21 protein-coding genes and 1 tRNA gene are annotated in these 23,586 nt (G+C 71.8%); 12 read left to right on the top strand and 10 right to left on the bottom strand.

Going from position 1 to position 23,586, the window contains the following annotated elements; translation table 11 throughout:
* Window positions 1-26: 26 nt before the first annotated feature.
* Together ABGB16_RS05630 and ABGB16_RS05625 are read right to left on the bottom strand one after the other, a co-directional pair.
* Complete coding sequence (locus ABGB16_RS05630) at window positions 27-416, bottom strand: hypothetical protein (protein WP_347666894.1); 390 nt, start codon at window positions 414-416, stop codon at window positions 27-29.
* 44 nt (window positions 417-460) lie between these two features.
* Complete coding sequence (locus ABGB16_RS05625; protein ID WP_347666871.1) at window positions 461-1,102, bottom strand: HNH endonuclease family protein; 642 nt, start codon at window positions 1,100-1,102, stop codon at window positions 461-463.
* A 109-nt stretch (window positions 1,103-1,211) separates the two neighbouring features.
* On the opposite strand from ABGB16_RS05625, the gene ABGB16_RS05620 reads away from it, so the two are divergent.
* Window positions 1,212-2,690: an MFS transporter gene (locus tag ABGB16_RS05620; protein ID WP_347666870.1), complete on the top strand. Its 1,479-nt coding sequence runs from the start codon at window positions 1,212-1,214 to the stop codon at window positions 2,688-2,690.
* Window positions 2,691-2,730: 40 nt separating this feature from the next.
* Here the strand turns inward: ABGB16_RS05620 and leuA are convergent, their stop codons facing one another.
* Both leuA and ABGB16_RS05610 read right to left on the bottom strand, forming a co-directional pair.
* The gene (gene leuA, locus ABGB16_RS05615) at window positions 2,731-4,482 is read right to left on the bottom strand and encodes a 2-isopropylmalate synthase (protein WP_347666869.1); all 1,752 of its coding nucleotides are present in this window, start codon (window positions 4,480-4,482) and stop codon (window positions 2,731-2,733) included.
* A 308-nt stretch (window positions 4,483-4,790) separates the two neighbouring features.
* Entirely contained in the window at window positions 4,791-5,579 is a 789-nt protein-coding gene (locus tag ABGB16_RS05610) for a hypothetical protein (protein ID WP_347666868.1), read from the bottom strand.
* 358 nt (window positions 5,580-5,937) lie between these two features.
* Between ABGB16_RS05610 and ABGB16_RS05605 the strand changes: the two genes are divergently transcribed.
* Complete coding sequence (locus ABGB16_RS05605; protein ID WP_145773996.1) at window positions 5,938-7,203, top strand: aspartate kinase; 1,266 nt, start codon at window positions 5,938-5,940, stop codon at window positions 7,201-7,203.
* A 2-nt stretch (window positions 7,204-7,205) separates the two neighbouring features.
* Window positions 7,206-8,267 (top strand): aspartate-semialdehyde dehydrogenase, encoded by a 1,062-nt coding sequence (locus tag ABGB16_RS05600; RefSeq protein ID WP_347666867.1) that lies wholly within the window; start codon window positions 7,206-7,208, stop codon window positions 8,265-8,267.
* 155 nt (window positions 8,268-8,422) lie between these two features.
* Here ABGB16_RS05600 and ABGB16_RS05595 read toward each other — a convergent pair whose 3' ends face one another.
* On the bottom strand, window positions 8,423-9,853 hold the full coding sequence (locus ABGB16_RS05595; protein WP_347666866.1) for a diguanylate cyclase: 1,431 nt from the start codon (window positions 9,851-9,853) through the stop codon (window positions 8,423-8,425).
* 118 nt (window positions 9,854-9,971) lie between these two features.
* Between ABGB16_RS05595 and ABGB16_RS05590 the strand changes: the two genes are divergently transcribed.
* Together ABGB16_RS05590 and ABGB16_RS05585 are read left to right on the top strand one after the other, a co-directional pair.
* Window positions 9,972-10,823 carry a phosphodiesterase gene (locus tag ABGB16_RS05590; RefSeq protein WP_347666865.1) on the top strand — a complete coding sequence of 284 codons (852 nt, stop codon included), beginning with the start codon at window positions 9,972-9,974 and terminating at the stop codon, window positions 10,821-10,823.
* A 576-nt stretch (window positions 10,824-11,399) separates the two neighbouring features.
* Entirely contained in the window at window positions 11,400-13,106 is a 1,707-nt protein-coding gene (locus ABGB16_RS05585) for a bifunctional metallophosphatase/5'-nucleotidase (protein ID WP_347666864.1), read from the top strand.
* 55 nt (window positions 13,107-13,161) lie between these two features.
* On the opposite strand, the gene ABGB16_RS05580 is transcribed toward ABGB16_RS05585, so the two are convergent.
* Window positions 13,162-13,683: an MFS transporter gene (locus tag ABGB16_RS05580; protein WP_347666863.1), complete on the bottom strand. Its 522-nt coding sequence runs from the start codon at window positions 13,681-13,683 to the stop codon at window positions 13,162-13,164.
* Window positions 13,653-14,027: an MFS transporter gene (locus tag ABGB16_RS05575; RefSeq protein WP_347666862.1), complete on the bottom strand. Its 375-nt coding sequence runs from the start codon at window positions 14,025-14,027 to the stop codon at window positions 13,653-13,655. Before ABGB16_RS05575 ends, ABGB16_RS05580 begins: the two co-directional genes overlap by 31 nt.
* A gap of 382 nt (window positions 14,028-14,409) precedes the next feature.
* On the opposite strand from ABGB16_RS05575, the gene ABGB16_RS05570 reads away from it, so the two are divergent.
* Together ABGB16_RS05570 and ABGB16_RS05565 are read left to right on the top strand one after the other, a co-directional pair.
* Window positions 14,410-15,069, top strand: a complete 660-nt coding sequence (locus tag ABGB16_RS05570; protein ID WP_347666861.1) for an HNH endonuclease family protein — start codon at window positions 14,410-14,412, stop codon at window positions 15,067-15,069.
* Window positions 15,070-15,223: 154 nt separating this feature from the next.
* On the top strand, window positions 15,224-16,204 hold the full coding sequence (locus ABGB16_RS05565; RefSeq protein ID WP_347666860.1) for a WD40 repeat domain-containing protein: 981 nt from the start codon (window positions 15,224-15,226) through the stop codon (window positions 16,202-16,204).
* A gap of 361 nt (window positions 16,205-16,565) precedes the next feature.
* Here the strand turns inward: ABGB16_RS05565 and ABGB16_RS05560 are convergent, their stop codons facing one another.
* Window positions 16,566-16,793 (bottom strand): hypothetical protein, encoded by a 228-nt coding sequence (locus tag ABGB16_RS05560; RefSeq protein WP_347666859.1) that lies wholly within the window; start codon window positions 16,791-16,793, stop codon window positions 16,566-16,568.
* A 588-nt stretch (window positions 16,794-17,381) separates the two neighbouring features.
* The gene (locus tag ABGB16_RS05555) at window positions 17,382-18,620 is read right to left on the bottom strand and encodes a helix-turn-helix domain-containing protein (RefSeq protein ID WP_347666858.1); all 1,239 of its coding nucleotides are present in this window, start codon (window positions 18,618-18,620) and stop codon (window positions 17,382-17,384) included.
* A gap of 787 nt (window positions 18,621-19,407) precedes the next feature.
* Between ABGB16_RS05555 and ABGB16_RS05550 the strand changes: the two genes are divergently transcribed.
* The 5 genes from ABGB16_RS05550 to ABGB16_RS05530 all read left to right on the top strand — a co-directional run bounded on the left by ABGB16_RS05550 (window position 19,408) and on the right by ABGB16_RS05530 (window position 23,241).
* A complete protein-coding gene (locus ABGB16_RS05550; protein ID WP_347666857.1) occupies window positions 19,408-19,986 on the top strand; it encodes a hypothetical protein in 579 nt (192 codons plus the stop codon).
* Window positions 19,983-20,273, top strand: coding sequence for a hypothetical protein (locus tag ABGB16_RS05545; protein ID WP_347666856.1), 291 nt, complete (start codon window positions 19,983-19,985; stop codon window positions 20,271-20,273). Before ABGB16_RS05550 ends, ABGB16_RS05545 begins: the two co-directional genes overlap by 4 nt.
* Window positions 20,263-21,795, top strand: a complete 1,533-nt coding sequence (locus ABGB16_RS05540) for a replication initiator (RefSeq protein ID WP_347666855.1) — start codon at window positions 20,263-20,265, stop codon at window positions 21,793-21,795. The genes ABGB16_RS05545 and ABGB16_RS05540 overlap by 11 nt, the downstream gene beginning before the upstream one ends.
* A gap of 67 nt (window positions 21,796-21,862) precedes the next feature.
* The gene (locus ABGB16_RS05535) at window positions 21,863-22,081 is read left to right on the top strand and encodes a helix-turn-helix domain-containing protein (protein WP_347666854.1); all 219 of its coding nucleotides are present in this window, start codon (window positions 21,863-21,865) and stop codon (window positions 22,079-22,081) included.
* The gene (locus ABGB16_RS05530) at window positions 22,078-23,241 is read left to right on the top strand and encodes a site-specific integrase (protein WP_347666853.1); all 1,164 of its coding nucleotides are present in this window, start codon (window positions 22,078-22,080) and stop codon (window positions 23,239-23,241) included. Before ABGB16_RS05535 ends, ABGB16_RS05530 begins: the two co-directional genes overlap by 4 nt.
* 65 nt (window positions 23,242-23,306) lie before the next feature.
* Here ABGB16_RS05530 and ABGB16_RS05525 read toward each other — a convergent pair.
* Window positions 23,307-23,383: transfer RNA gene (locus ABGB16_RS05525), tRNA-Pro, on the bottom strand.
* Window positions 23,384-23,586 lie beyond the last annotated feature (203 nt).

The following is a 23,586-nucleotide window of genomic DNA, read 5'->3' as shown; positions in this document are numbered from 1 at the left end:
CTTCGTGGGACGGGGCCTCGTCCGGGTCAGCCCTCCGGTCGGTTGAGCAGGCCGACCGCGATCGTGTGCACCGCGTCCAGCCCGGCCGGGTCGGCCAGCGGGGCGCGCCCGCCGGTGACCGCGTACCACTCGTCGGCCTCCCGGTACTGCACCCGCAGGGTGACCTGGCCGTCGGCGTACTCCGTCCGCAGGGTCAGCTCGCCGGTGACCACGCCGACCTCGTCGGTCATCACCCCGCCGGGCCCCGGCACGATGTCCGCTGTGCGGCTTTGCGGGCCGCCTCCCGGCGGGGCCGCCGCGGCTGGCCCGGCCGGGCCGGCGGATGCTGGTGCAGGCTCCCCGGCCGGCCCCGCGTCGGCGGACATCCCCGCGCCCGCGACGTCGGCCCGGGTGGGCGGGGCGCCGTCCACGTCCATCCCGGCCGTGGTGCCGCCGCCGGCCCCCGGCACGGCTTGCTCGGTCATGTGCAGCCCTCCAACATGTCGGTCAGGGCGGCCTTCTCGGCGCTGGTCACCGTCAGCCGCCAGTGGTGCTTGACCGTCACCCAGTTCTCGGCGTACTGGCACCAGTACGACCGGTTCGCCGGCTTCCACTGGGACGGATCCTGGTCACCTTTTGCCCGGTTGGAGGAGGCGGAAACCGCCAGGAGCTGCGGCCTCGTCAGATCGTTGGCGAAGTCGCCGCGCTTGGCGTCGTCCCACTCGTCGGCACCGGAGCGCCACGCGTTGGCCAGCGGGACCATGTGGTCGATGTCCACGTCGGAGGGGTCGGTGAGGACCCGGCCGTCGTACACGCTCTCCCACCGCCCGGCGACGACGTTGCAGCCGGAGAGGCGGATGTCCCGGCCGTCGCGCTTCAGCACGCTGTCCCGTACGTCGCAGTTCTTGCCGGTGTCCCGCCAGTGCGGGAAGTGGTCCCGGCTGTAGCCCCGCATCGAGCCGGCGCTCGCCACCGTCAGCTGGTCGAGCTTCTCGCTGGCGTTGCCGCCGCTGCCCGGCGGGGCGTCCGGCTCCTCCGCCGGGGCGCAGCCGGCCGCGACGACCGCGAGCACCGCGGTCAGCGCGGCCGCCCCGGCCGCGCGACGTCCTGATCTGGTACGCACAGACGACACCCCTCCAGCTTGCGGGCTCCCGGCGATTGCGCACAGTACCCCGGGTGCGTTTCCGTGATTCGTGGCGTCCGGCAAATCGATCCGAGGAAGATGGATACCCATGACCGAACCCGCGCCCGCGCTCCGGCTGGCCACCCCCGCGGGGCGGGGGACGCTGCTCGCCGCGGTCCTCGCCTCCGGCATGGTCTTCCTGGACAGCACCGTGGTCAACGTGGCCCTGCCCCGGCTCGGCGCGGACCTCGGCGCCACCGTGGCCGATCTCCAGTGGACGATCAACGGGTACCTGCTCATGCTGGCGGCGTTCGTGCTGCTCGGCGGGGCGCTCGGCGACCGGTTCGGACGGCGGCGGGTGTTCCTGCTCGGGGTGGTCTGGTTCACCGCCGCGTCGGTGCTGTGCGGCCTCGCCCAGGGCACCTCCTGGCTGATCGCGGCCCGCGTCCTGCAGGGGGCCGGCGGCGCGCTGCTCACGCCGGGTTCGCTGTCGGTGATCCAGTCCAGCTTCCACCCGGACGACCGGGGCCGGGCGATCGGCACCTGGTCCGGGCTCGCCGGGGTGTCCACCGCGCTCGGCCCGTTCGTCGGGGGCTGGCTGATCGACACCCTCTCCTGGCGGTGGATCTTCTTCCTCAACGTGTCGCTGGCCGTCCCGGTGGTGTTCGCCGCCCTGCGCTGGGTGCCGGAGAGCCGGGACGAGGACGTCTCGCGCAAGGGGGCGGGGCGGCGGTTCGACGTGCTGGGCGCGTTGCTCGGCGCGCTGGGTCTGGGCGGCGTGACGTACGCCCTGATCGACGCCCCGGCCCGCGGCCTCGGCTCGCCGGCGGTGCCGGTGTCGGCGCTGGCCGGGGTGCTCGCGATCGTCGCCTTCGTGCTGGTGGAGCGCCGCCGGGGCGGCAGCGCCATGCTCCCCCCGGGCCTGTTCCGCAGCCGGCTCTTCTCGGTGCTGAACGTCTTCACCGTGGTGGTGTACGCGGCGCTGGGCGGGTTCACCTTCTTCCTCGCCGTGTACCTGCAGAACGTGGTGGGCTGGTCGGCCCTGCTCACCGGCCTGGCCACCGTGCCGATGACGCTGCTGCTGCTGGTCGGGTCGTCCCGCGCCGGGGCGCTGTCGGCGCGGATCGGCCCCCGGTTGCCGCTGACGGTCGGCCCGGTCGTCGCCGCGATCGGCCTGCTGCTGCTGCGCGGGGTGCGGCCGGGCGCGTCGTACTGGACGGACGTGCTGCCCGGGGTGGCGCTGTTCGGCCTCGGCCTGACCCTGGTGGTGGCGCCGCTGACCGCCTCGGTGCTGGCCGCCGTCGCGGACCGGTTCGCCGGGGTGGCGAGCGGCTTCAACAACGCGGCGTCCCGGGCCGGTGGCCTGCTGGCGGTGGCCGCGCTGCCGCTGCTGGTCGGCCTCAGCGGCACCGGGTACGAGCAGAAGGCGGCGCTGACCGGCGCGTTCCGCGGGGCGATGCTGTGGTGTGCCGGGCTGCTGCTCGTCGGGGCGGCGCTGGCCGGGCTGTTGATCCACCGCCCGACCCGCCGGGCGCCGGGCGCCCAGCCCTGCCCCTCGCTGCCGGCCTCGACTCCACCGGACAGGTGAGCCGTAGGGGCCCCACGGACGCGGGGCCCCTGCGGGCGACTCAGGCGCGGGCGCGGTTGACGGCGCTGGTGACCGCCTTCACCGAGGCGGTGACGATGTTCGCGTCCACCCCGGCGCCCCAGACGGTGCGGCCGTCCACCTCGCACTCGACGTACGCGGCGGCCTGGGCGTCCCCGCCGGAGGACATCGCGTGCTCGTGGTAGTCGAGCACCCGTACGGCCACGCCGACCGCCTGCAGCGCGCTGACGTACGCGTCGATCGGGCCGTTGCCCACCGCGACCAGCGACCGGCGCTCCCCGCCGAGGGCCACCTGGGCCTCGATCTCGACCTTGCCGTCGGCGCTGCCGATGGCGTAGCCGGTCAGGGCCACGGCCGGGTCGGGCTGGTGGTCGACCAGGTAGTTGCGGGCGAAGATGTCCCACATCGTGCCCGGGTCGACCTCGCCGCCGTCGTGGTCGGTGACCTGCTGGACGACGCCGGAGAACTCGATCTGGAGCCGACGCGGCAGGTCGAGCTGGTGCTCGCTCTTCATGATGTACGCGACGCCGCCCTTGCCGGACTGCGAGTTGACCCGGATCACCGCCTCGTAGGTGCGGCCCAGGTCCTTGGGGTCGATCGGCAGGTACGGCACGGCCCAGGCGAACTCGTCGACCGGTACGCCGGCGGCGTCGGCGTCGGCGTGCAGGGCGTCGAAGCCCTTCTTGATCGCGTCCTGGTGCGAGCCGGAGAACGCCGTGTAGACCAGGTCGCCCGCGTACGGGTGGCGCTCGTGCACCGGGAGCTGGTTGCAGTACTCGACGGTCCGCTTCACCTCGTCGATCCGCGAGAAGTCGATCATCGGGTCGATGCCCTGGGAGAAGAGGTTCAGTCCCAGGGTCACCAGGTCGACGTTGCCGGTGCGCTCGCCGTTGCCGAACAGGCAGCCCTCGATCCGGTCGGCGCCGGCCAGCAGGCCCAGCTCGGCGGCGGCGACCCCGGTGCCCCGGTCGTTGTGCGGGTGCAGGCTGAGCACCAGGCTGTCCCGCCGGGGCAGGTGCCGGTGCATCCACTCGATCGAGTCGGCGTACACGTTCGGCGTGGCCATCTCGACGGTCGCCGGCAGGTTCAGGATCAGCTTCCGCGCCGGGGTCGGGTCGATTACCTCGATGACCTTGGCGCAGACCTCCAGCGCGTACTCCAGCTCCGTTCCCGTGTACGACTCGGGGGAGTACTCGTAGAGGATGTCCGTGTCCGGGGTGTGGATCTCGGCGTACTTCTGGCAGAGCCGGGCGCCGGTGGTGGCGATGTCGGTGATGCCGTCCCGGTCCAGGCCGAAGACCACCCGGCGCTGGAGGACGGAGGTCGAGTTGTAGAAGTGCACGATCGCCCGCCGGGCGCCGCGCAGCGACTCGAAGGTCCGGTCGATCAGGTGCTCCCGGCACTGGGTGAGCACCTGGATCGTCACGTCCTCCGGGATCAGGTCCTGCTCGATGAGTTGCCGGACGAAGTCGTAGTCGGTCTGGCTCGCCGACGGGAAACCGACCTCGATCTCCTTGTAGCCCATCTGCACCAGCAGCTGGAACATCCGGCGCTTGCGCTCCGGGGACATCGGGTCGATCAGGGCCTGGTTGCCGTCGCGCAGGTCGACCGCGCACCAGCGCGGCGCGGCCTCGACGTGCCGCGTCGGCCAGGTGCGGTCCGGCAGGTCGATCCGGAACTGCTGCTGGTACGGCTGGTAGCGGCGGTACGGCATCCGGCTGGGGCGCTGCCGGGCGATCGGATCGGTTTCGGCGTCGGTGGCTGGTTGAGCCATGGCGGAGTGCTCCCCCTGGAACATGTGGCGTCAGCAATCGGAAGGTCCGGCGACGTTGCCGGGTCGGCGGAGAGCGCCGACGGGAGGTTCGGATGTGCTGGACGGCGCGGTTAGACCCCGCGACGAGGTGCCGGCCGATCAGGCCTCGTCGCGGCGACCAAGGAGGAGGTACGCCTGCCACATGACAGGGTGACCCTACGTGATGTTGCGGGAGGCGGGAAGGCTGGCCCGAATTATGAGACCGACGTCGCATTTTCCCAGTTGGGGTGGCTCGGGGTGAGAGCCGGCGATCCGTACGGGCCGATGCGTCAGCCCGTTCCCGTGCCCGTGGTCGACGGGTCGGGGCTCTGCGCGGCGGTGCCGAGGGGCGCGGCGTCGGTGACCGGCCCGGCCAGCCGTACGGAGGCCGGCGCCGGGCCGGCCGGACCGGACAGCGTCAGGGTCCCGGAGTCGGTGCGTACCGCGGTCGGGGTGCCGTCGGGGGCGTAGCAGTAGATCCCCACGCCGAGCGGGGCGGTCAGCGAGGCCGAGGTCGAGTCGACGGAGTAGCAGGCGCCGGTCGCCCCGGCCGGCGGCCTGGCCGGGGAGACCGCGAGCGGGGCCCGCCGGTCGGTGAGCACCTCCAGCCAGTCCGTGAACGGGTGCTGCACCCAGGGGTCCAGCCGGCGCGGGACCCTGCCCGTCCGGCCGCCCAGGCGTACGCAGCTCGCCGGCTCCGGCCGGCCGGCCGACGGCAGACCGCACTGGAAGAGCCCGTCGCCGGTGGCGACGAGCGCGATGTCGGCGGTGCCGCCGAGCGCCCAGCCCGGCACGTCGACCCGCCATGTGCCGTCGGCCGCCCTGGTCACCACGATCGAGCGGGCCGGGCCGTCGCCCCCGGAGAGGGCGTAGCGGGCGGTGAAGTGCCGATCCTGGGCCGCCGCGGCCAGGGCGGCCAGCTCGTTCCGGGCCGCGTCCATGGCGGCGGGGGTGGGCTCGCCGGAAGGCGGTGGGGTCGGCGTGGCCGGCTGGCCGTCGGCGCAGGCGGCGAGCAGGGCCGGAAGGGTGAGCGCGAGGGCGGCGGTCAGGCGCCGGACCCCGCGGAGGTGGGCATGCACGGGGTCATTCTGCGGTGCGCCGGCGCCGCCCGGGGCCCGCGCGACGCCCCGCCGCACGGCGTGTCGCATACCCGTCGGCGGCGGCCCGTGTGGCGTGTCGCACGGTCGCCGGAAACGCCTCCGCGCGGCGTGTCGCGTACCCGGGGAAGAGCCGCCGGGACGCCGCGCGGAGCGCGTCACGTACCCCGGAAGAGGCCGGCGGGGCGGTGCCGGCCGCGGTCCGCGGGGGCCGGATGGTGGGATCACCCGGCCCCGGCGCGCCGTCCGCCGGATACGCTGAGGTGGTCTGACATGCGCCGCCGGGCCTGGTCCGGCGGCGTCGGCACGAAGAGGGACGCTTGGGAGGGAGTGCACCGTCGTGGCACTCGTGGTGCAGAAGTACGGCGGATCCTCCGTCGCGAACGCCGAGCGGATCAAGCGGGTGGCCGAGCGGATCGTCGCCGCCCGCAAGGCCGGCGACGACGTGGTGGTCGTCGTCTCGGCCATGGGCGACACCACCGACGAGCTGCTCGACCTGGCGAACCAGGTCAGCCCGCTGCCGCCGGGCCGCGAGCTGGACATGCTGCTCACCGCCGGCGAGCGGATCTCCATGGCGCTGCTCGCCATGGCCATCCACAACCTCGGGTACGAGGCCCGGTCGTTCACCGGCTCGCAGGCCGGCGTGATCACCACCTCGGTGCACGGCAAGGCGCGGATCATCGACGTGACCCCGGGGCGGCTCAAGGGAGCGCTCGACGAGGGCGCGGTGGTCATCGTGGCCGGCTTCCAGGGTGTGTCGCAGGACACCAAGGACGTCACCACCCTGGGCCGGGGCGGCTCGGACACCACGGCGGTGGCGCTCGCCGCCGCGCTGGACGCCGACGTCTGCGAGATCTACACCGACGTCGACGGCGTGTTCACCGCCGACCCCCGGATCGTGCCCAACGCCCGGCACATCAAGCACATCACGTACGAGGAGATGCTGGAACTGGCCGCCTGTGGCGCGAAGGTGCTGCACCTGCGCAGCGTCGAGTACGCCCGGCGCGCGGGCTTGCCGATCCACGTCCGTTCGTCATACTCGACCAACACCGGCACGATGGTCACCGGATCGATGGAGGACCTTTCCGTGGAACAGGCGCTGATCACCGGGGTCGCCCACGACCGCAGCGAGGCGAAGATCACCATCGTCGGGGTGCCCGACGAGCCGGGCGCCGCCGCGCGGATCTTCGACACCGTGGCCGGTGCCGAGATCAACATCGACATGATCGTGCAGAACGTCTCCACCGAGGGCACCGGGCGCACCGACATCTCGTTCACCCTGCCCAAGACCGACGGCCCCACCGCGATGGCGGCGCTGAGCAAGATCCAGGAGTCGGTCAAGTTCAAGGGCCTGCTGTACGACGACCACGTCGGCAAGGTGTCCCTGATCGGCGCCGGGATGCGGTCGCACCCGGGCGTGGCGGCCGGTTTCTTCGCCGCCCTCGGCGCGGCCGGGGTCAACATCGAGATGATCTCCACCTCCGAGATCCGGGTCTCCGTCGTGTGCCGGGACACCGACCTCGACAAGGCGGTCCGGGCCATCCACGACGCCTTCGAGCTGGGCGGCGAGTCCGAGGCTGTGGTCTACGCGGGCACCGGACGGTAGCCGTGCCGTCGCTGCCCACCCTGGCCGTGGTCGGGGCGACCGGCGCCGTCGGCACGGTGATGTGCGAGCTGCTCTCGTCCCGGGCCAACGTCTGGGGTGAGATCCGGCTGCTCGCGTCCGAGCGGTCGGTCGGGCGGCGGGTGCGTTGCCGGGGCGAGGAGTTGACCGTCGGGGCGCTCACCCCGGAGGCGTTCGACGGCGTCGACGTCGCGATGTTCGACGTGCCCGACGAGGTCTCCGCCGAGTGGGCGCCGATCGCGGTCGGCCGGGGCGCGGTCGCGGTGGACAACTCCGGGGCGTTCCGGATGGACCGGGACGTCCCGCTGGTCGTCCCCGAGATCAACCCGGAGCAGGTGCGCAACCGGCCGAAGGGGATCATCGCCAACGCCAACTGCACGACCCTCGCGATGATCGTGGCCGTCGCCCCGCTGCACCGCGAGTACGGCCTGCGTGAGCTGGTGCTCGCCTCGTACCAGGCGGTCTCCGGGGCCGGTCAGGCCGGGGTGGACGCGCTGCACTCCCAGCTCGGCAAGATCGCCGGGGACCGGATGCTCGGCTCCCGTCCGGGCGACGTGCGACAGGCCGTCGGCGACGAGCTGGGCCCGTTCCCGGCCCCGCTGGCGCTCAACGTGGTGCCCTGGGCCGGCTCGCTCGCCGACGGTGGCTGGTCGTCCGAGGAGCTGAAGCTGCGCAACGAGTCGCGCAAGATCCTCGGCCTGCCCGACCTGAAGGTCTCCGCGACGTGCGTCCGGGTGCCGGTGGTGACCGGGCACTCGGTGGCCGTGCACGCGGTCTTCGCCACCGAGGTGGACGCCGAGGGGGCCCGCGAGGTGCTGCGCAACGCCCCGGGCGTGATCCTGGTCGACGACCCGGCCGCCGGGGAGTTCCCGATGCCGATCGACGCCGTCGGCACCGACCCGTCGTGGGTCGGCCGCATCCGCCGCGCCGTCGACGATCCGCGCGCCCTGGACCTGTTCGTGACGGGCGACAACCTGCGCAAGGGCGCCGCCCTGAACACCGCCCAGATCGCCGAGCTCCTGGCCAGGGACCTGACCCGCCCCTGACCCCCCGCCCTGCCCCGCCCTGCCCCTGCCCCTGCCCTCATGCCTGCGGCGATCTTGCGCTTTGCGCCCCTGTTATGTCGCTCATGGGGTGGCATGTCGGGGCCGAAACTGCAAGATCGCGGGGGCGGTCAGGGGCGGGGTCGTCAGGGGCCCGGTCAGGCGGCGGAGAGGTGGACGGCGTCTCGGCCCTGGCGTTTGGCCGCGTAGAGGGCCTGGTCGGCGCGCTGGAGCGTCTGCTCCGGTAGTTCGCCCGACCGGGGCAGGGCGACGCCCACGCTGATCGTGCGGCCGACACTCCGCGCCGCCTCGGTCAGCCGCTCGGCGATCCGGACCGCCTCCTCGGGGCGGTTCACCTCGATCACCGCGACGAACTCGTCCCCGCCGATCCGGTACAGCTCGTCACCCTGGCGCAGCGCCGCCTCCAGGGCCCGGGCCAGGCCGACCAGCAGCCGGTCGCCGGCCTGGTGGCCGTACGTGTCGTTGACGGTCTTGAAGCCGTCCACGTCGATCGCGAGCAGGGCCGTCCGGCCCGGCGTGGCGCGGGCGATCCGCTGCCCGAACGGGCCGGTGTGCCGCAGCCCGGTCAACGGGTCGGAGCTGGCCTGCTCGCGCAGCCGCGCCAGGGTGCGCAGCCGGTCCAGGCACGTCCACGCCTGGCCGGCGAGCAGCTCCAAAAGGTTCACCGTGGTCGGGTCCGGCTGCAGCAGCCGGTCGTCGGCGACCAGCAGCACCCCGCCGCCGTCCGGCGGCCCGACCGGCACCGCCACCAGCGTCCGCGCCCCCGCGTCGGCGACGGGCCGGTACTCCTCCGTCGGCGGATGCCCGGCCCTCCCGAGCGTGTATCCCGCGCCGTGCCGGTGGGCCTGGCTGATCATCCGGCCGAGCGCGGGCCCGCCCGCCCCGGTCAGCGCCGCCCGGATGCGCGACTCCAACTCGCCCAGCTCGTCCGGCGAGTCCGCCGGGTCGCTCAGCCGGGGGCCTGTCCCGTCCGCCAGCAGCAGCACGGCCGCCCCGAGGGTGGAGACCTCGCGGGCGGCGCGGATGGCGACGGTCCGCAGGTCCCGCTCGGTGGTGGCGGCGGTCAGCGCGGCGGCGTGCCGGAGCAGCTTCTCGCTGCGGCTCTCCTCGGGCGGGCCGCCGAGCGCCATGATCCGGGCGCCGAGGCGGGCGGCGACCACCTCGGCGGTCTCCCGCCACGGGCCCAGCTCGACCGGCTCGCTCCACTGCAGGTCGAGCACCCCGATCGGGTGGCCGGCGGGGTCGAGCACCGGTACGCAGACCTCGGCGGTGACGTCGGGGCGTACCGGGAGGCGGTCGGGATCCCCGGACACGTCGGCAACGGTGGCCCCCTCGCCCGAGGCGTACACCCGCCCGACGACGCCGGTCCCCGGCGGGACGGTGGAGAAGACCTGCCAGGCGCCGGTGGCGGCGACGCAGCGCAGCCGGCCGGCCACCTCCAGCAGTACGGAGATGGTGGCCGGCGCGTACCGGGCGAGCGCGGTGACCGTCCACTGACACGCCTCCACGGCGGTCGACGCCATGGGTAGGCGGACCGTCACGTCCCGGAGCACCCGGCTGTGATCCACGCGTACGTCGCTCCAGGGGGAGGGGAGGGGCGAGTCGTCCGGTCAAGCGTACTCACCCGCAGCTCACTGCCCATTTCTCAAGATCGTCGTGATCGTACACATGTGCTATCAACAGGCTGTGGACGCGGCCTGTGCACGCGACGTCACGGCGATAGCCTGGGACGTGCCGGTCGACCTGGAGGACGCGATGCTCATCGCCCAGCTCAGCGACACCCACCTGACCACCGGGCCGCTCGCCGCCGAGCCGGCCGCCGGGCTGCACCGGGCGCTCGGCCGGGTGCTCGGCCTGACCCCCCGACCGGACCACGTCGTGATCACCGGCGACCTGACCGAGCACGGCCGCCCCGACGAGTACGTCGCGCTGCGCGACGTGGTCGGCCGGTTCCCGCTGCCGGTGCACCTGGTCGCCGGCAACCACGACGACCGGGAGTCGCTGCTGGACATCTTCGGCGGCACGCCGTGCCTGGCCGGCGGCTACTCCGCGCACTACGTGGTGGAGCGGCCGGACGCCACCCTGGTGGTACTGGACTCGCTCACGGCCGGTGCGGACGGGGCCGGCCGGCTCGGCGCCGAGCAGCTCGCCTGGCTGGACGAGGTGCTGGCCCGCCGGCCGCGGCTGCCCGCCGTGGTCTGCCTGCACCACCCGCCCGTCCCCGTGGGCATGCCCTTCCTCGACGGCATCCGGCTGCGCGACGGCGATGACCTGGCCAAGGTCGTCGCCGCCCACCCGCACGTCGTCCGGGTGCTGGCCGGCCACGTGCACCGGGCCGTCACCGTCGACTTCGCCGGAACGGTGCTGACCACCGCGCCGAGCACGTGGCGGCAGTCGTCGCTGGCCCTCGACGCCGCGGAGCGGCTGGGGTACGTCCTCGAACCGACCGCGTTCCTGCTGCATCTCGTCACAAAGGCCGGCTGCGCCACGCACACCGTGCAGGTCAGCCACGCGGCCGGCCTGACCGGCGGGTTCTGACCGGCGGGTTCTGACCGGCGGAAGGGCGCGCGCGACGGGCACCGATGCCGGCCTTCGGCGCGCCGTGGCGAGCGGCACGGGTCGAGTGGGTCCGCCCCCGCCGTGCGGACGTTCGTCCCGCGCTGTTCGGTCGCGACGGTGTCGCCGTTCGGTCACGGCCGGTCATTCCACCGGTCGATACTTGTCGACGCAGAGATCCCGCCCTCCACAATTGCCCCGGTGCATGGCTAGCCTCAGGTCACCTCCCCGGCAGGCGCCGCCAGGAACGGTGCCACGCCCGGCCGTCCCGGGAACGGCGTCGGCTCCTCGCACCGGGAGCCGGCGCCCCCGGGACGATCGGAACCCGTCATGTCCGGGCCGCCCGGCCGTTCGCTCCGATTCGTCCCGGGTTCCGGCGGTTCTGGTGGGCTTTCCCCCATCGACCTGCCCCGGGGAAGATGAGACGCTGTCTGCGACGACCGCGGCGACCCCCGACCGCCGCGACCCCACGATCGACCCCTGTCACGGCACGGAGCAGGGGCGCCGGGCCGACTCGCGCCCGGCCGCGTCCAACGCTCGAACCCCACGAGGAGTTCCATGTCCGTCCCCGGGATGCGTCGGGCCGCCGTCGGCCTGACCGCACTCGCCGCGACCGCGCTGAGCGCGGTCGCCGTCAACCCCAACCAGGCGGAGGCCGGCCCCAAGCCGGTCGACGTCAAGCTGCTCGCCATCAACGACTTCCACGGCAACCTGGAGCCGCCGAGCGGCTCCAGCGGCACCATCGCCGGGCAGCCGGCCGGCGGCGTCGAGTACCTGGCCACCCAGCTCGCGGCGCTGCGGCAGGCGGTCGAGGAGGAGAACGCGATCACCGTCGCCGCCGGTGACCTGATCGGCGCCTCCCCGCTGCTGTCGGCCGCGTTCCACGACGAGCCGACCATCGAGGCGCTCTCCATGGCCGGGCTGGACTTCGCCAGCGTCGGCAACCACGAGTTCGACGAGGGCGCCAGCGAGCTGCTGCGCATCCAGAACGGTGGCTGCCACCCGGTCGACGGCTGCGCCGACGGCACCCCGTACGCGGGCGCCGGCTTCCAGTACCTCTCCGCGAACGCGTTCCGGACCGCCACGGGCGAGCCGCTGCTGCCCCCGTACGCGGTCAAGAAGGTCCAGGGCGTCAAGGTCGGCTTCATCGGCATGACCCTGGAGGGCACCCCGCAGATCGTCAGCCAGGACGGCGTCGCCGGCCTCACCTTCGCCGACGAGGCGGACACCGCCAACCGGTACGCCCGCATCCTGCGCGCCCAGGGCGTGGAGACCATCGTCGTGCTGCTGCACGAGGGCGGCCAGCAGACGGCCGGCGCCGGCATCAACGACTGCACCGGGTTCACCGGCCCGATCGTCGACATCGCCAACCGGATGGATCCGTCGATCGACGTCGTCGTCAGCGGGCACACCCACCAGGCGTACAACTGCGAGATCAACGGCAAGCTGGTCACCAGCGCCAGCTCCTTCGGCCGGCTGGTCACCGACATCGACCTCCAGATCGACCGGGGCACGGGTGACGTGCTCACCGCCTCGGCGAACAACGTCGTGGTCACCCGCGACGTCGCCAAGGACCCGGCGCAGACCGCGCTGATCGGCCGGTACAAGACCGCCCTCGGCCCGGTCGCCACCAAGGAGGTGGGCCTGACCACCGCGGCGATCACCCGTACCCAGGAGGTCCTCTTCGGTACGTCGATGGGCGAGTCGGCGCTGGGCAACCTGATCGCCGACGCCCAGCTGGCCGCCACGGACGACGAGCAGGGCGCGGTCGCCGCGTTCATGAACCCGGGCGGGGTCCGGGCCGACCTGGACGCCGGCGTCGTCACCTACGAGGAGGCGTTCACGGTCCAGCCGTTCGCCAACAACCTGGTGACGCTCGACCTGACCGGCGCGCAGCTCTACTGCCTGCTGGAGCAGCAGTTCGTCACCAACCGCACGCTCTACCCGTCCGCGACCGTCCGCTACACGGTCGACCCGAACGGCGCCACCGCGCCGGCGGCCACCCCGTGCGCCGGCACCCGGGTGGTCCGGGGCAGCCTGACCCTCGGCGGCACGGCCGTCGTGGACAGCGCCACCTACCGGGTCACGGTGAACAACTTCCTGTCCGGCGGCGGCGACGGGTTCAGCGTCCTCACCGGCGCCACGAACCAGGTCACCGGCATGATCGACCTGGACGCCTTCGTGGCGTACCTGACCGCGCAGTCCCCGGTCTCGGCCCCGGCCCTCGACCGCATCCGCACCACCGCCGAGGTGCCGGCCGCCTGACGGCCGTCACCCGCACGCCGGGCCCCGGAGCGGACGCTCCGGGGCCCGATCCGTCTCAGGCGGCGGGCGCGGGCACCGGAACGGGCGGGGCGACGGCCGGCGACCGGCCGTCCTGGCCGGGAGTGAGCAGGCGGCGCAGGGAGAGGGCGAGCAGCGAGGCCAGCAGGCAGCCGCCGACCACGAACGCCACCCAGACCTTGCCGTCGGCCGCGCCGATCAGCGGGCCGGCGGTCACGGGGCCGATCACGCCGCTGATCCCGAAGATCATGGAACTCATCGCGTTGTACCGGCCGCGCAGCTCGTCCGTGGCGAGCGCGTTGGTCAACGCGGGCATCACCGGCGACAGCATCGTCTCGCCGAAGCCGAAGATCGCCGAGCAGGCCACCACCCCGAGCGCGGCGAGCAGCGCGTCCCCGGCGCCGACCAGGCCGGCGGCGCCGAGGACCAGCCAGGCGCCCGCGAAGACCGCCCCGACCAGGGCCAGCGCGCCCGTGCGGCTGCGCCCCTCCAGCCGCTTGATCACCAACAGCTGGGCCAGCACGATCATCACGGTGTTGCCGGCGAGCGCCCACGCCACCACCCGCAGGCTCCGCCAACAGTTGTCACCCCCGCCCAGATCGACGAGCCGCCGATCGCGATGACCGTGGCGACCGCGAACGCCGACGCGGTCGAGTCGACCAGGGCGAGCGAGCCGGTGCCCACCGCCTCGATCAGCAGGCAGGGCAGCACCACCCGGCGGGCGCCGAACCGGTCGATCAGCGTCCCGCCCAGCGGGGACAGCGCGAGGGTGACCGCGCCGTACCAGCCGATCACCAGGCCGGCGCGGGTGTCGGAGAGACCCCGCACCTCGGTCAGGTAGATGAACAGGAACGGCAGGGTGAGGCCGCGGCCGACCGCCGAGAGCAGGGTCCCGACGAGCATCGTCGGGCTTCCGGACGGCGGGGGAGGGATCGGCGCAGCATGTCGCCGATTCTGTGCGGCCGGTACGACGCTCCGCGAGCCGTTTGCCGGCCCACCCGCGCTCGGCCGGGCCCTGGCGTGACGAAGCGCACCCTCGCCGGCCCGCGTGCGACCCGACGCCCGGACGGGCGGCCGGGTGATGGTGCCCAGTCGGCGCCGCTCACCGGATCGCCGGCGGCCGGCTGGCCGTCGCGTCCGCCGAGGTTCGACGGGTCGGGCGGGCGACCGAATTCGCGGGTTCTCCGGACGTTCACCTGGGTGCCCTGGTGCAAATGATCTGAGCTCCGTCTATATATAAGGCTGGCGATGATGCCTTCCCCCCCCCGGAAATGGACGGAGCACCATGACCCGCACCCTGCGCATGGCCGCGACCACCCTCGCCGCCACCCTCGCCGTCACCCTCGGCCTGACCAACCCCGCCTGGGCCGCCAGCTACTCGGCACCGCTGCAGACCGCCGTGGCGTCCCTGCCGGTGGCCAGCGAGAACCGCACCGGCTACAGCCGGGACCTCTTCCCGCACTGGATCGACGCCGACGGCGACGGCTGCAACACCCGCAACGAGGTGCTGCTCGCCGAAGCCGTCTCCGCACCCTCGGTCGGCAGCGGCTGCAGCCTCTCTGGCGGGCGGTGGTACTCCTACTACGACAATGCCTACTGGACGCTGACCGGCGACCTGGACATCGACCACATGGTCCCGCTCGCCGAGGCGTGGGACTCCGGCGCCCGCAACTGGTCCACCAGCCGCCGGCAGGCGTACGCGAACGACCTCGGCGACTACCGGCCGCTGGTCGCCGTCACCGACAACGTCAACCAGGCCAAGAGCGACCAGGACCCGGCCACCTGGATGCCGCCGTACAGCGGCGCCCGCTGCCGCTACGTCAACGAGTGGGTGGCCACCAAGATCCGCTGGCGACTGACCGTCGACAGCGCCGAGAAGAACGCCCTGACCAGCTGGGCCAACTCCTGCCCCAACAGCACCATCTCGGTCACCTACGCGTACTGACCGCCGAGCGCGCCGCCGGCCCGGCCCCGTCGGCGGGCCGGCGGCATGGGCGCGATCCGGTGCGAGACGCCCGCCGCGCCTCCCTGCGCTGGCTCAGGCCTCCGGTGGGACATTCGGTCTTCACGATATCGATATCGCTCGGTAGGTTGCCAGGGTGAGCAATCAATTGGCACCTGGTACGCATCTCGCGACTCTCACCGGCCACAGCGGCACGGTGATATCGGTGGCGTTCAGCCCGGACGGGCGCACCCTGGCCACCACCGGCCAGGACAGGACGGCCCGGTTGTGGAACCTGGCCGACTCCGCCCGGCCGGCGCTCACCGCCACCCTCGCCGGCCGCCCCGACAAGCCGCGGGGGATCTTCTGGCTCACCGTCATGGGGTCCGTGGTGTTCGGCCCGGACGGGCGCACCCTCGCGGTCACCTGCCAGGACAAGGTGGCCCGGTTGTGGAATGTGGCCGACTCCGCCCACCCGGCGCTCACCGCGACCGTCGCCGGCCACAGCAAGGGCATAGCATCGATGGCGCTCAGTCCGGACGGGCGCCTCCTCGCCACCGCCAGCTTCGACAAGACGGCTCGGTTGTGGGACGTGTCCGATCCCGCCCGGCCGACGCTCACCGCCACCCTCGCCGATCACAAGGGCTGGGTGGCATCGGTGGCGTTCAGCCCGGACGGGCGCCTCCTCGCGACCGTCGCCTTCGACAAGGCGGTTCGGTTGTGGGACGTGTCCGATCCCGCCCGGCCGACGCTCACCGCCACTTTCACCGGTCACGCCAGCCCGATGGGGTCGGTGGTGTTCAGTCCGGACGGGCGTACCCTAGCGACGGCCAGCTTCGACAAGACGGCTCGGTTGTGGGACGTGTCCGATCCCGCCCGGCCGGTGCACACCGCCACCCTCACCGAGCACACCGGCAAGGTGTTGTCGGTGGCCTTCAGTCCGGACGGGCGCACCCTGGCCACCACCGGCAACGACAAGACGGCCCGACTGTGGGAGGTGACCGATCCCAGGCAGCCGGTGCTCGCGGCCACCCTCACCGGTCACACCGGCCCGGTGCAGGCGGTCGCGTTCAGCCCGGACGGGCGTACCCTCGCCACCGCCGGCAACGACAAGACGGCCCGACTGTGGCAGCTGTAGCCAGTGCGCCACCCGATGCCCCCCGTGAACCGCGCCACGGCTCGGTTTCGCTGCTCTCTGACGGCGAGGCGAGCCTGGAGGGCATCGCGGATCTCTGCGGGGCGCTCGGGGCGGTGACCGAAAGGTCCACCGGTGGCCACCGGGGAAATGCAGAGGGCACATCCGTTGATCGGATGTGCCCTCTCACCTGGTCGGGGTGGCCGGATTTGAACCGACGACCTCTTCGTCCCGAAGGAATGATCAGGTGTCGTTGGCCTGCCTGCGTGTCGTCGCTGAGCTGCGTCAACCGTCCCTTGGCGTCCAGGGTTGTCCACGGGTGTCGGCACACGTTGTCACTCAGTTCGTCACCCCGGCCGTCGCTTCAAAGTCGAGAGCTGACCTGCGTCTCCAGCAGATAGGCGACGCCCTCTTCGGAGTTGATTTGAACGTTGACCACGCGCCAGCCGTCGGCGGCGGCCCGGTTCAGGTGGATAGCGTCGTAGGTCTCGGCGGCCCACTCCTGGGCGCGCCCCTCAGGACCGACAAAGGCCGCCGTCCGGTCGCCGTCCTTCTCGTAGGTGAAGAGCTGAGCGTATGCATACTTGATCACTCGGTCATCGTATCCACCTTGGACGACCAGCGCCTTCCTGCCATCCCGTCTGCCGTCGACCCGCCCTCCTGGGGAGCGGGCCGCCGCCCGGCCCGCCACGTCAAGCGGGCCTTGACGGCTCGTACGGACGCTGGCGGGTCGGGCGGCGGTCTGCTCGGCTCGCCCGGGTCGATGGCTGGCGGGATGGCTCCCACCGCAACCGCCCACGGACCGCGACGCGCCGACGGTGCCCCGGCCATCCTGGAGCCGGAGCGCCCCCGCCGGAGGCGCAGTAACCGCAACCCCGCGACTGCCGCCAGTCCGCCGACGCGGCCGGCGTGCGCTCTCCTGCGCCGCGCGGGCTCGTGGCCGCGCGGCCCGGCCGGCTGCCGGCCCACCCCGCCCCCGTCAACGCCCCCGTCGTTCGGCGGCGGCCCTCCGGGCTTCCCGCTGTCCGCGCCAGCCGACGGGCATCAGGCGTGACGGCCGCAGAGCGACAGCGGCGCGGCCGGCGCGCGCCCAGGCGGCGGCGCGTGCGGCCCGCCAAGGGCCGCCTTGAAGACGTACAGAAAGTTCTCACACCTAGCCGGCAGCCGGCCGGCGGGCTGTTCAGACAGCGAGAGCTTGGATCTCGTCGTGCAGCTCGCTCGCCTCATGGGACCCGGCGTATCGCGGGCCGAGCAGCATGGCGTCGAAGCGGTCGAGGCGCTTGTGTATCCAGGAGATCTGGCGTTCCGGCGGGAGTTCGAGGATCGGCCGGACGGCGGCTGTGGCGGCGTCGAGCTGTCCGAGCTGGAGGTAGGCCGTGCCTTGGTAGACGTGGGCGAGCGCCTCGTCGTCCAGTGAGCGAGTCTCTGGCGGCTCGTTACGCCATAGGTTGATGGCCTCTCCTGCTTCTCGCGCAGCTCGTTCGGCGTCCGCGCCACCGTCTAGCCAGATGAGGCTACTTCCCGCGTAGTAGTGCTGCTTCGCCTCACTGAACTCGAAGATGCCGCCGACGCTGTCAGGCTCCCGCACCTTGTCGCGAGCCTTCAGAGCCGCGTCGAGCGCTTGATTGCTACCTGCGGAGTCGCCCAAATTGGCATGGCACTGCGCGTAGCCGCAGAGCAGCCGCAATCGACCGGTGCCTGGGACATCGCCTCGCAACCCATCGAGCACGTAGTTCAGGGCCGAGGTGTAGTCGCTGCGGAAACGTGCGATAAGGCTCTGCGTTCCCCGGACCCAGCCCCGTAGCTCATTGCTTCCTGCTCGTTCGGCACAGACCATCGCCGCGTCTGCATGGACCATCGCGGCGTCGGCGTCGCCCAGGTCGAGCGCCGAGTACGACAGGACGCCTTGTAGCCGGCCGATAATGAGATACAGGTCAGCCACTTCTCCCGGCTTGTACTGGTGCTGCTTCATCCGTCGGAGTGCTTCGCTCCGAAGTTCAACCGCCTGGCGCAGCATCGGCGCGGGCGGAGTCCCGAGGTACCCGACTGCGACAGCGCGAGTGGCTTCGTCGAGATCGTCGAGCCCCATGCGCTCCTCGTCGGTGGTGATCAGTCGCAGGGAGTCTCGGGTAGACGCGAGGAGTAGGCGGCCGACGCTGGCAGCCTCTCGGCGCTGGTGAGCGTCGGCCTCCCATGCGGCGACCAACAAGCCGCCCGCGTCCAGGGCTCCGTCTGCGAGCTGCGCGAATTGCTGCTCTGGAAACTTCTCGCCTAGCTCCACCTTGCTGATGTACCCGCGATTGAACCGGATGCGGTCGGCCAGATCGCGCAGGGACCAGCCTCGATCAGTTCGCAAGCGCCGCAGGAGCCTGCCGAATTCGGGGAATGCCTCCATGCGTCCAGCATCGGTGGTGTTCATCGCGGGGACGACCCTCCCTGCTGTCGTCTGACCGGGTAACTGGCGAATGGGCGACACCGGGGACATGCATCGCCAGCGATGGCAGAGTCATGCTGTTGACCATGGAGCCGGAGATTCAGCAGCGGACGATAGGAGCCGCTTCCAAGACTCGCCCAGGTCAACTTGCGTCCTTGCTCGATCAGCTTGATTGGTGGCTGTTCGAACTTAGTGAGGACCTGGACCGGTTGGAGTCCCTGCCCCTCCTGGGGCAGCCGGCCGAATCAGGGCCTCGATCTTGCTGACCCGCTCCGTCAGTTGCTGCAACTGCCTGGTGATGGTGGTCAGTCTTTCGGCTATGGCCGCTGACGCGGGTTCTTCCAGGCCGCCATCGCCGCTCGGTGAGTAGGTCGAGCGGACAAAGACGCCTCGCCCCTGCCGGGCCACTACTAGGCCCTCGTCCCGCAGGAGCCGGAAGGCGCTCCGGATCGTCATGTGGGCGACTTCGTATTGCTCGGTGAGCTTCGCTGTCGAAGGCAACTGCTCGCCTGGAGCCAACTCGCCCCGCTGAATCATGGCGCGGAGATCGTCGGCGATCTGGACGTATGCCGGCCGGGGGTCGTCCTGCCTGAGAGCCATATGAGCAGGCTAGAGGGTTTAGGAGATCTTGGATAGCCAACATAGGCGTCTCATTGACATATCTAAGACGTCTAGATATCTTGGAGGTGCGTTCAGCGAAGAACGCGAAAGGCCCCAGCGGGCTGCCACCCGCTGAGGCCGGTGCATCGGTCCTCGCGAAAGGAAACCCACGATGCCTGTCCAGCCTACCGTTCACCCTGCTCTCTGCGCCTCGGGCAACTTCTCGGCGCTGTCTGATGCTCGCCTGCTGTCTGCTCTGGCGACGCTTCAAGACGCGTTGGCCCCTGGGAAGGCGCTGAACCTGCCTGTGGTGCTCGATCGCACCGCGTTGCTGGATGTCCTGTCCGTGCTCGCCACGAACACCCCTGCTGCCACTGCTGTCCCCACCGCCGGCCACTCTGTGCCGGCACCTGTCCGACTGGACAGGCTCAGCTACGGCGAACTCGCCGTTGCCATCCACGCCGCCGGCATTCCGGCCAAGGCGGCCTCACTGACCGCCGAGCAGATCAAGGCGCTCGCGGTCGCGGGTATCACCCGGCTCGGCCTGGCCGAGATCTACCGTCTCGACGCGGAGTCGCGGCAGGCCAACGGGGCCTACTGCGACAAGACCCGCTACGACGACTCGGCCGACGTACGCGCCGAGGTCGCCACCATCCGCCGTATCTGGGGCTCGGGCAAGCAGGAGCAGACGGCGGCCAACCTCGCCTATCGCCTCTCACGGGCTATCGCTCGCGGCCAGGTGACGGCATGACCACCACCGCACCCGCCGCCTACCGCTGGCGTCAACCCCGGCTTGCCCGGGGCTGGGAACCCGTCCAGCTCATCGGCCGCATGAAGATCCTCGCCCAACGGGACGGGATCGAGCTGCCGAAGACCTACCAACTCATCCGTGACATCTACCTGTGGGAGCACCACCGGGCCACCCTGCCCGCGCACGTGGCGTCCCTGCTCGGCCGGATCTTCGACGGACCCAACCCGTTCGCCACCGGCCACGTCCAGCACCTCCCGATGAAGGCGGCCCGCACCCGTGGCCGCTGACCTCACCACGACCGTTGTCCCGGACCAGGCTCACCCGTCTGGTCCGGGGCACCGGCCCCACCGCCACCCCGCCGGCTCGCCGGGGGCGTTCGTCGGCCGCGACGAATCCGCCCTCCACCGGGCTACCACCCCGGACTACTTCGGGTGGTTGGAGCACGTGAGGGCAGCCGCGGGCTGTTCCCACCCGATCCGGCTGACGGGTGAGGTTGCCACCGTCGACCGGGCCACCGGTCAACTCCTGGCGTCGGTGTCGACGGCGGATCTGCCGGATGGGGAGATCTACAAGCCGTGCGGCAACCGCCGCCACGCCGTCTGCCCCTCCTGCGCCCGGACCTACCAGCGCGACGCCTACCAGCTCGTCCGCGCCGGCCTCGCCGGCGGCAAGGGCATCCCCGCGTCGGTGGCGCAGCATCCGGCGGTCTTCGGCACGTTCACCGCCCCGTCGTTCGGCCCCGTGCACACCCAACGCACCGACCGCGCCGGCCGGCCGATCCCGTGCCGGCCCCGCCGCCAACCCGAACCGTGCCCGCACGGCGTCGACATGCGCTGCCACGAGCGGCACGCCGACGACGACCCGGCGTTGGGCATCCCGTTGTGCCTGGACTGCTACGACCACCACGCCCAGGTCGTGTGGAACCACTCCGCCCCGGAGTTGTGGCGCCGCACCACCATCGCCATCACCCGCCACATCCACGCCCGCACACGCGCCCTCGGCCTACCCTGGATCGTCCAGGTCACCGACTCCGGTCGGGTCCGCCGGGTGCCGCCGGTCAAACTCTCGTTCGGCAAGGTCGCGGAGATGCAGCGCCGGGGCGTGGTCCACTACCACGCCGTCATCCGCCTCGACGGCGTCGACCCGCACCACCCCGACGCCGTCATCCCGCCGCCGGACGCCTTCGGCGTTGACGACCTGGTCGCCGCCGTCGAACACGCCGCCGCCGTCGTCGCGTTCACCACCCGCCCGCACCCCGTCCAGCCGACCGGCTGGCGCATCGTCTGGGGCGAACAGGTCGACGTGCGGCCGGTCAACGCCGACGGCGACATCACCGACGGCAAGGTTGCCGGCTATCTCGCCAAGTACGCCACCAAGAGCACCGAGGCCACCGGCCACGTGTCCCGCCGCCTCGACGGCGACACCATCGACCTCTACGCCAACGAACACGGCACCCACCCCGAACGGCTCATCGACGCCTGCTGGACCCTCGGCCAACACCGCGACTGGCAACAGCTCCGCAGGTGGGCGCACATGCTCGGCTTCGGCGGCCACTTCCTCACCAAGAGCCGCCGCTATTCCGTCACCTTCCGCCTCCTGCGCGACGCCCGCGTCATCTGGCGACGCACCGAGGCCGGCGACGAGTACCCCGACGACCAGGGCGACGACACCACCCTGATCGTCGGCCTGCTGTCCTACGTCGGCTCCGGCTGGCGCACCACCGGAGACGCCCTCCTGGCCAACACCGCCGCCGCCATGGCCCGGGAGCGACGCGAGATCGCACGAGAGGAACTGTGCGCCGTCGCCTGACCTGCCCACCGAATCACCGTCAAGGCAGCCTTGACGGCCAACTGTCCCTCAGTGGAAGGAGCATCGTTTGACCGCACCCGCCATCGACGCACCCGCACGGGCGCTCTACCGCATCACCGATGCGATGCGGCTGCTCAGCCTCTCCCGGTCCGTGATTTACGAACAGATCCGCGCCGGCCGGCTGCGTACCGTCCGGCAGGGCCGCACCCGCCTCGTGCCCGCCGCCGCCATCACCGATTACGTCGACCTGCTCGAACAGGAAGCCCAGAAAGGAGGCACCCGATGACCACCCGCCGCGCCCGAGGAGAAGGCGGCCTGCACTGGGACGAGTCCCGGCAACGCTGGATCGCCACCATCACCGTCGGCTACACGCCGGCCGGCAAGCGCGTCGTGCGCAAAGGCAGCGGCAAGACCAAGACCGAAGCACGCGCCAAGCTGCGCGAGAAGATCCGCGATTACGAAGACGGGCTCGCCATTGCCGAGCATCACTACACCGTCGCCGAAGCCGTCACCGACTGGTTGACGTACGGACTCAACGGCCGATCGGATCGCACGAAGACCAAGTGCGAGATTCTGTGCCGCACTCACATCATCCCGGCGTTGGGCGCTCGAAAGCTGCGCGAGCTTCGCGCCCAGGACGTCGACCGGTGGCTAGCCGACAAGGCAACCACCCTCAGCACCCGCACCCTTCGTGATCTCTTCGGGTGCCTCAACCGCTCGGTGAATCGAGCGATGGCCCGGGACAAGGTGAAGCGCAACGTCGTCGCGCTGTGCTCCGTCCCGCGCGGCCAGGAGGGTAGGCCCTCCAAGTCCCTGACTTTCGACCAAGCCAAGGCTCTCCTCGACGCTGCCGAAGGGACACGCCTGCACGCCTACGTCGTGCTCTCGCTCTTGACTGGTGCCCGAACCGAGGAACTGCGCGCCCTCACCTGGCAGCACGTAGACCTCAGCGGGCAACCCGACTTCGACCCGCCGCTACCGCCCTCCATGCAGGTATGGCGCTCTGACCGAGATGGTGGCGATACCAAAACCCGTAAGTCGCGACGCACTCTCGCCCTTCCGGCCCGGTGTGTCTCCGCGCTCACGCGTCACCGCCAGCGGCAAGAGCAGGAGCGCAAGGCTGCCGGCAAGGACTGGCACGCGCTCGGCCTGGTCTTCGCCTCCACCGTCGGCACCGCCCTCGATGCGGCCAACGTCCGCCGGGCCTTCCGCCGAGTCGTCACCCTGGCCGGCCTCGACCCGGCTGCCTGGACGCCCCGTGAGCTACGACACAGCTTCGTGTCGCTCCTCTCCGACAGCGGGGTAAGCCTCGAAGACATCGCGGACCTGTGCGGCCACTCGGGGACGACCGTGACGGAGCTGGTCTACCGCCATCAACTCCGGCCGGTGCTGCTTCAAGGCGCGGCAGTCATGGATCGCATCTTCGCGGCCACGCCGGGAGCGTAGTCACTCAGTTGGTCACCCAGGAAACAGTAGAGGGCACACCCGTAAATGGGATGTGCCCTCTCACCTGGTCGGGGTGGCCGGATTTGAACCGACGACCTCTTCGTCCCGAACGAAGCGCGCTACCAAACTGCGCCACACCCCGAGGTGCTGACAAATAGTAGCCCACCCGTCCCGAGGGTCAAACTCGGTACCCCCTCGCGCCGGGCCGGGTCGTGCGGCGCTGACGGTGGCGTACCCGAAATGCGGTTTGATCAGGGCGGGCGGCGTCGGGCGGCCGGACCCGGCCGGGTGAGCCAAGTGCCCGGGCCGGCTCGCGGCCCTGGCCGCGAGGTAAGCGACAGCACA

This window comes from Micromonospora sp. B11E3, from assembly GCF_039871625.1.
GTDB lineage: Bacteria > Actinomycetota > Actinomycetes > Mycobacteriales > Micromonosporaceae > Micromonospora.
This window is presented reverse-complemented; position numbering and strand designations above follow the sequence as displayed.

Bases quoted from the DNA above. Each gene is read 5' to 3' on its own strand.
- ABGB16_RS05585 (WP_347666864.1), top strand. From the start codon at position 11,400: ATGTCCGTCCCCGGGATGCGTCGGGCCGCCGTCGGCCTGACCGCACTC.
- leuA (WP_347666869.1), bottom strand. From the start codon at position 4,482: ATGGCTCAACCAGCCACCGACGCCGAAACCGATCCGATCGCCCGGCAG.
- ABGB16_RS05620 (WP_347666870.1), top strand. From the start codon at position 1,212: ATGACCGAACCCGCGCCCGCGCTCCGGCTGGCCACCCCCGCGGGGCGG.
- ABGB16_RS05570 (WP_347666861.1), top strand. From the start codon at position 14,410: ATGACCCGCACCCTGCGCATGGCCGCGACCACCCTCGCCGCCACCCTC.
- ABGB16_RS05530 (WP_347666853.1), top strand. From the start codon at position 22,078: ATGACCACCCGCCGCGCCCGAGGAGAAGGCGGCCTGCACTGGGACGAG.
- ABGB16_RS05555 (WP_347666858.1), bottom strand. From the start codon at position 18,620: ATGAACACCACCGATGCTGGACGCATGGAGGCATTCCCCGAATTCGGC.
- ABGB16_RS05575 (WP_347666862.1), bottom strand. From the start codon at position 14,027: ATGCTCGTCGGGACCCTGCTCTCGGCGGTCGGCCGCGGCCTCACCCTG.
- ABGB16_RS05630 (WP_347666894.1), bottom strand. From the start codon at position 416: ATGGACGTGGACGGCGCCCCGCCCACCCGGGCCGACGTCGCGGGCGCG.
- ABGB16_RS05545 (WP_347666856.1), top strand. From the start codon at position 19,983: ATGACCACCACCGCACCCGCCGCCTACCGCTGGCGTCAACCCCGGCTT.
- ABGB16_RS05550 (WP_347666857.1), top strand. From the start codon at position 19,408: ATGCCTGTCCAGCCTACCGTTCACCCTGCTCTCTGCGCCTCGGGCAAC.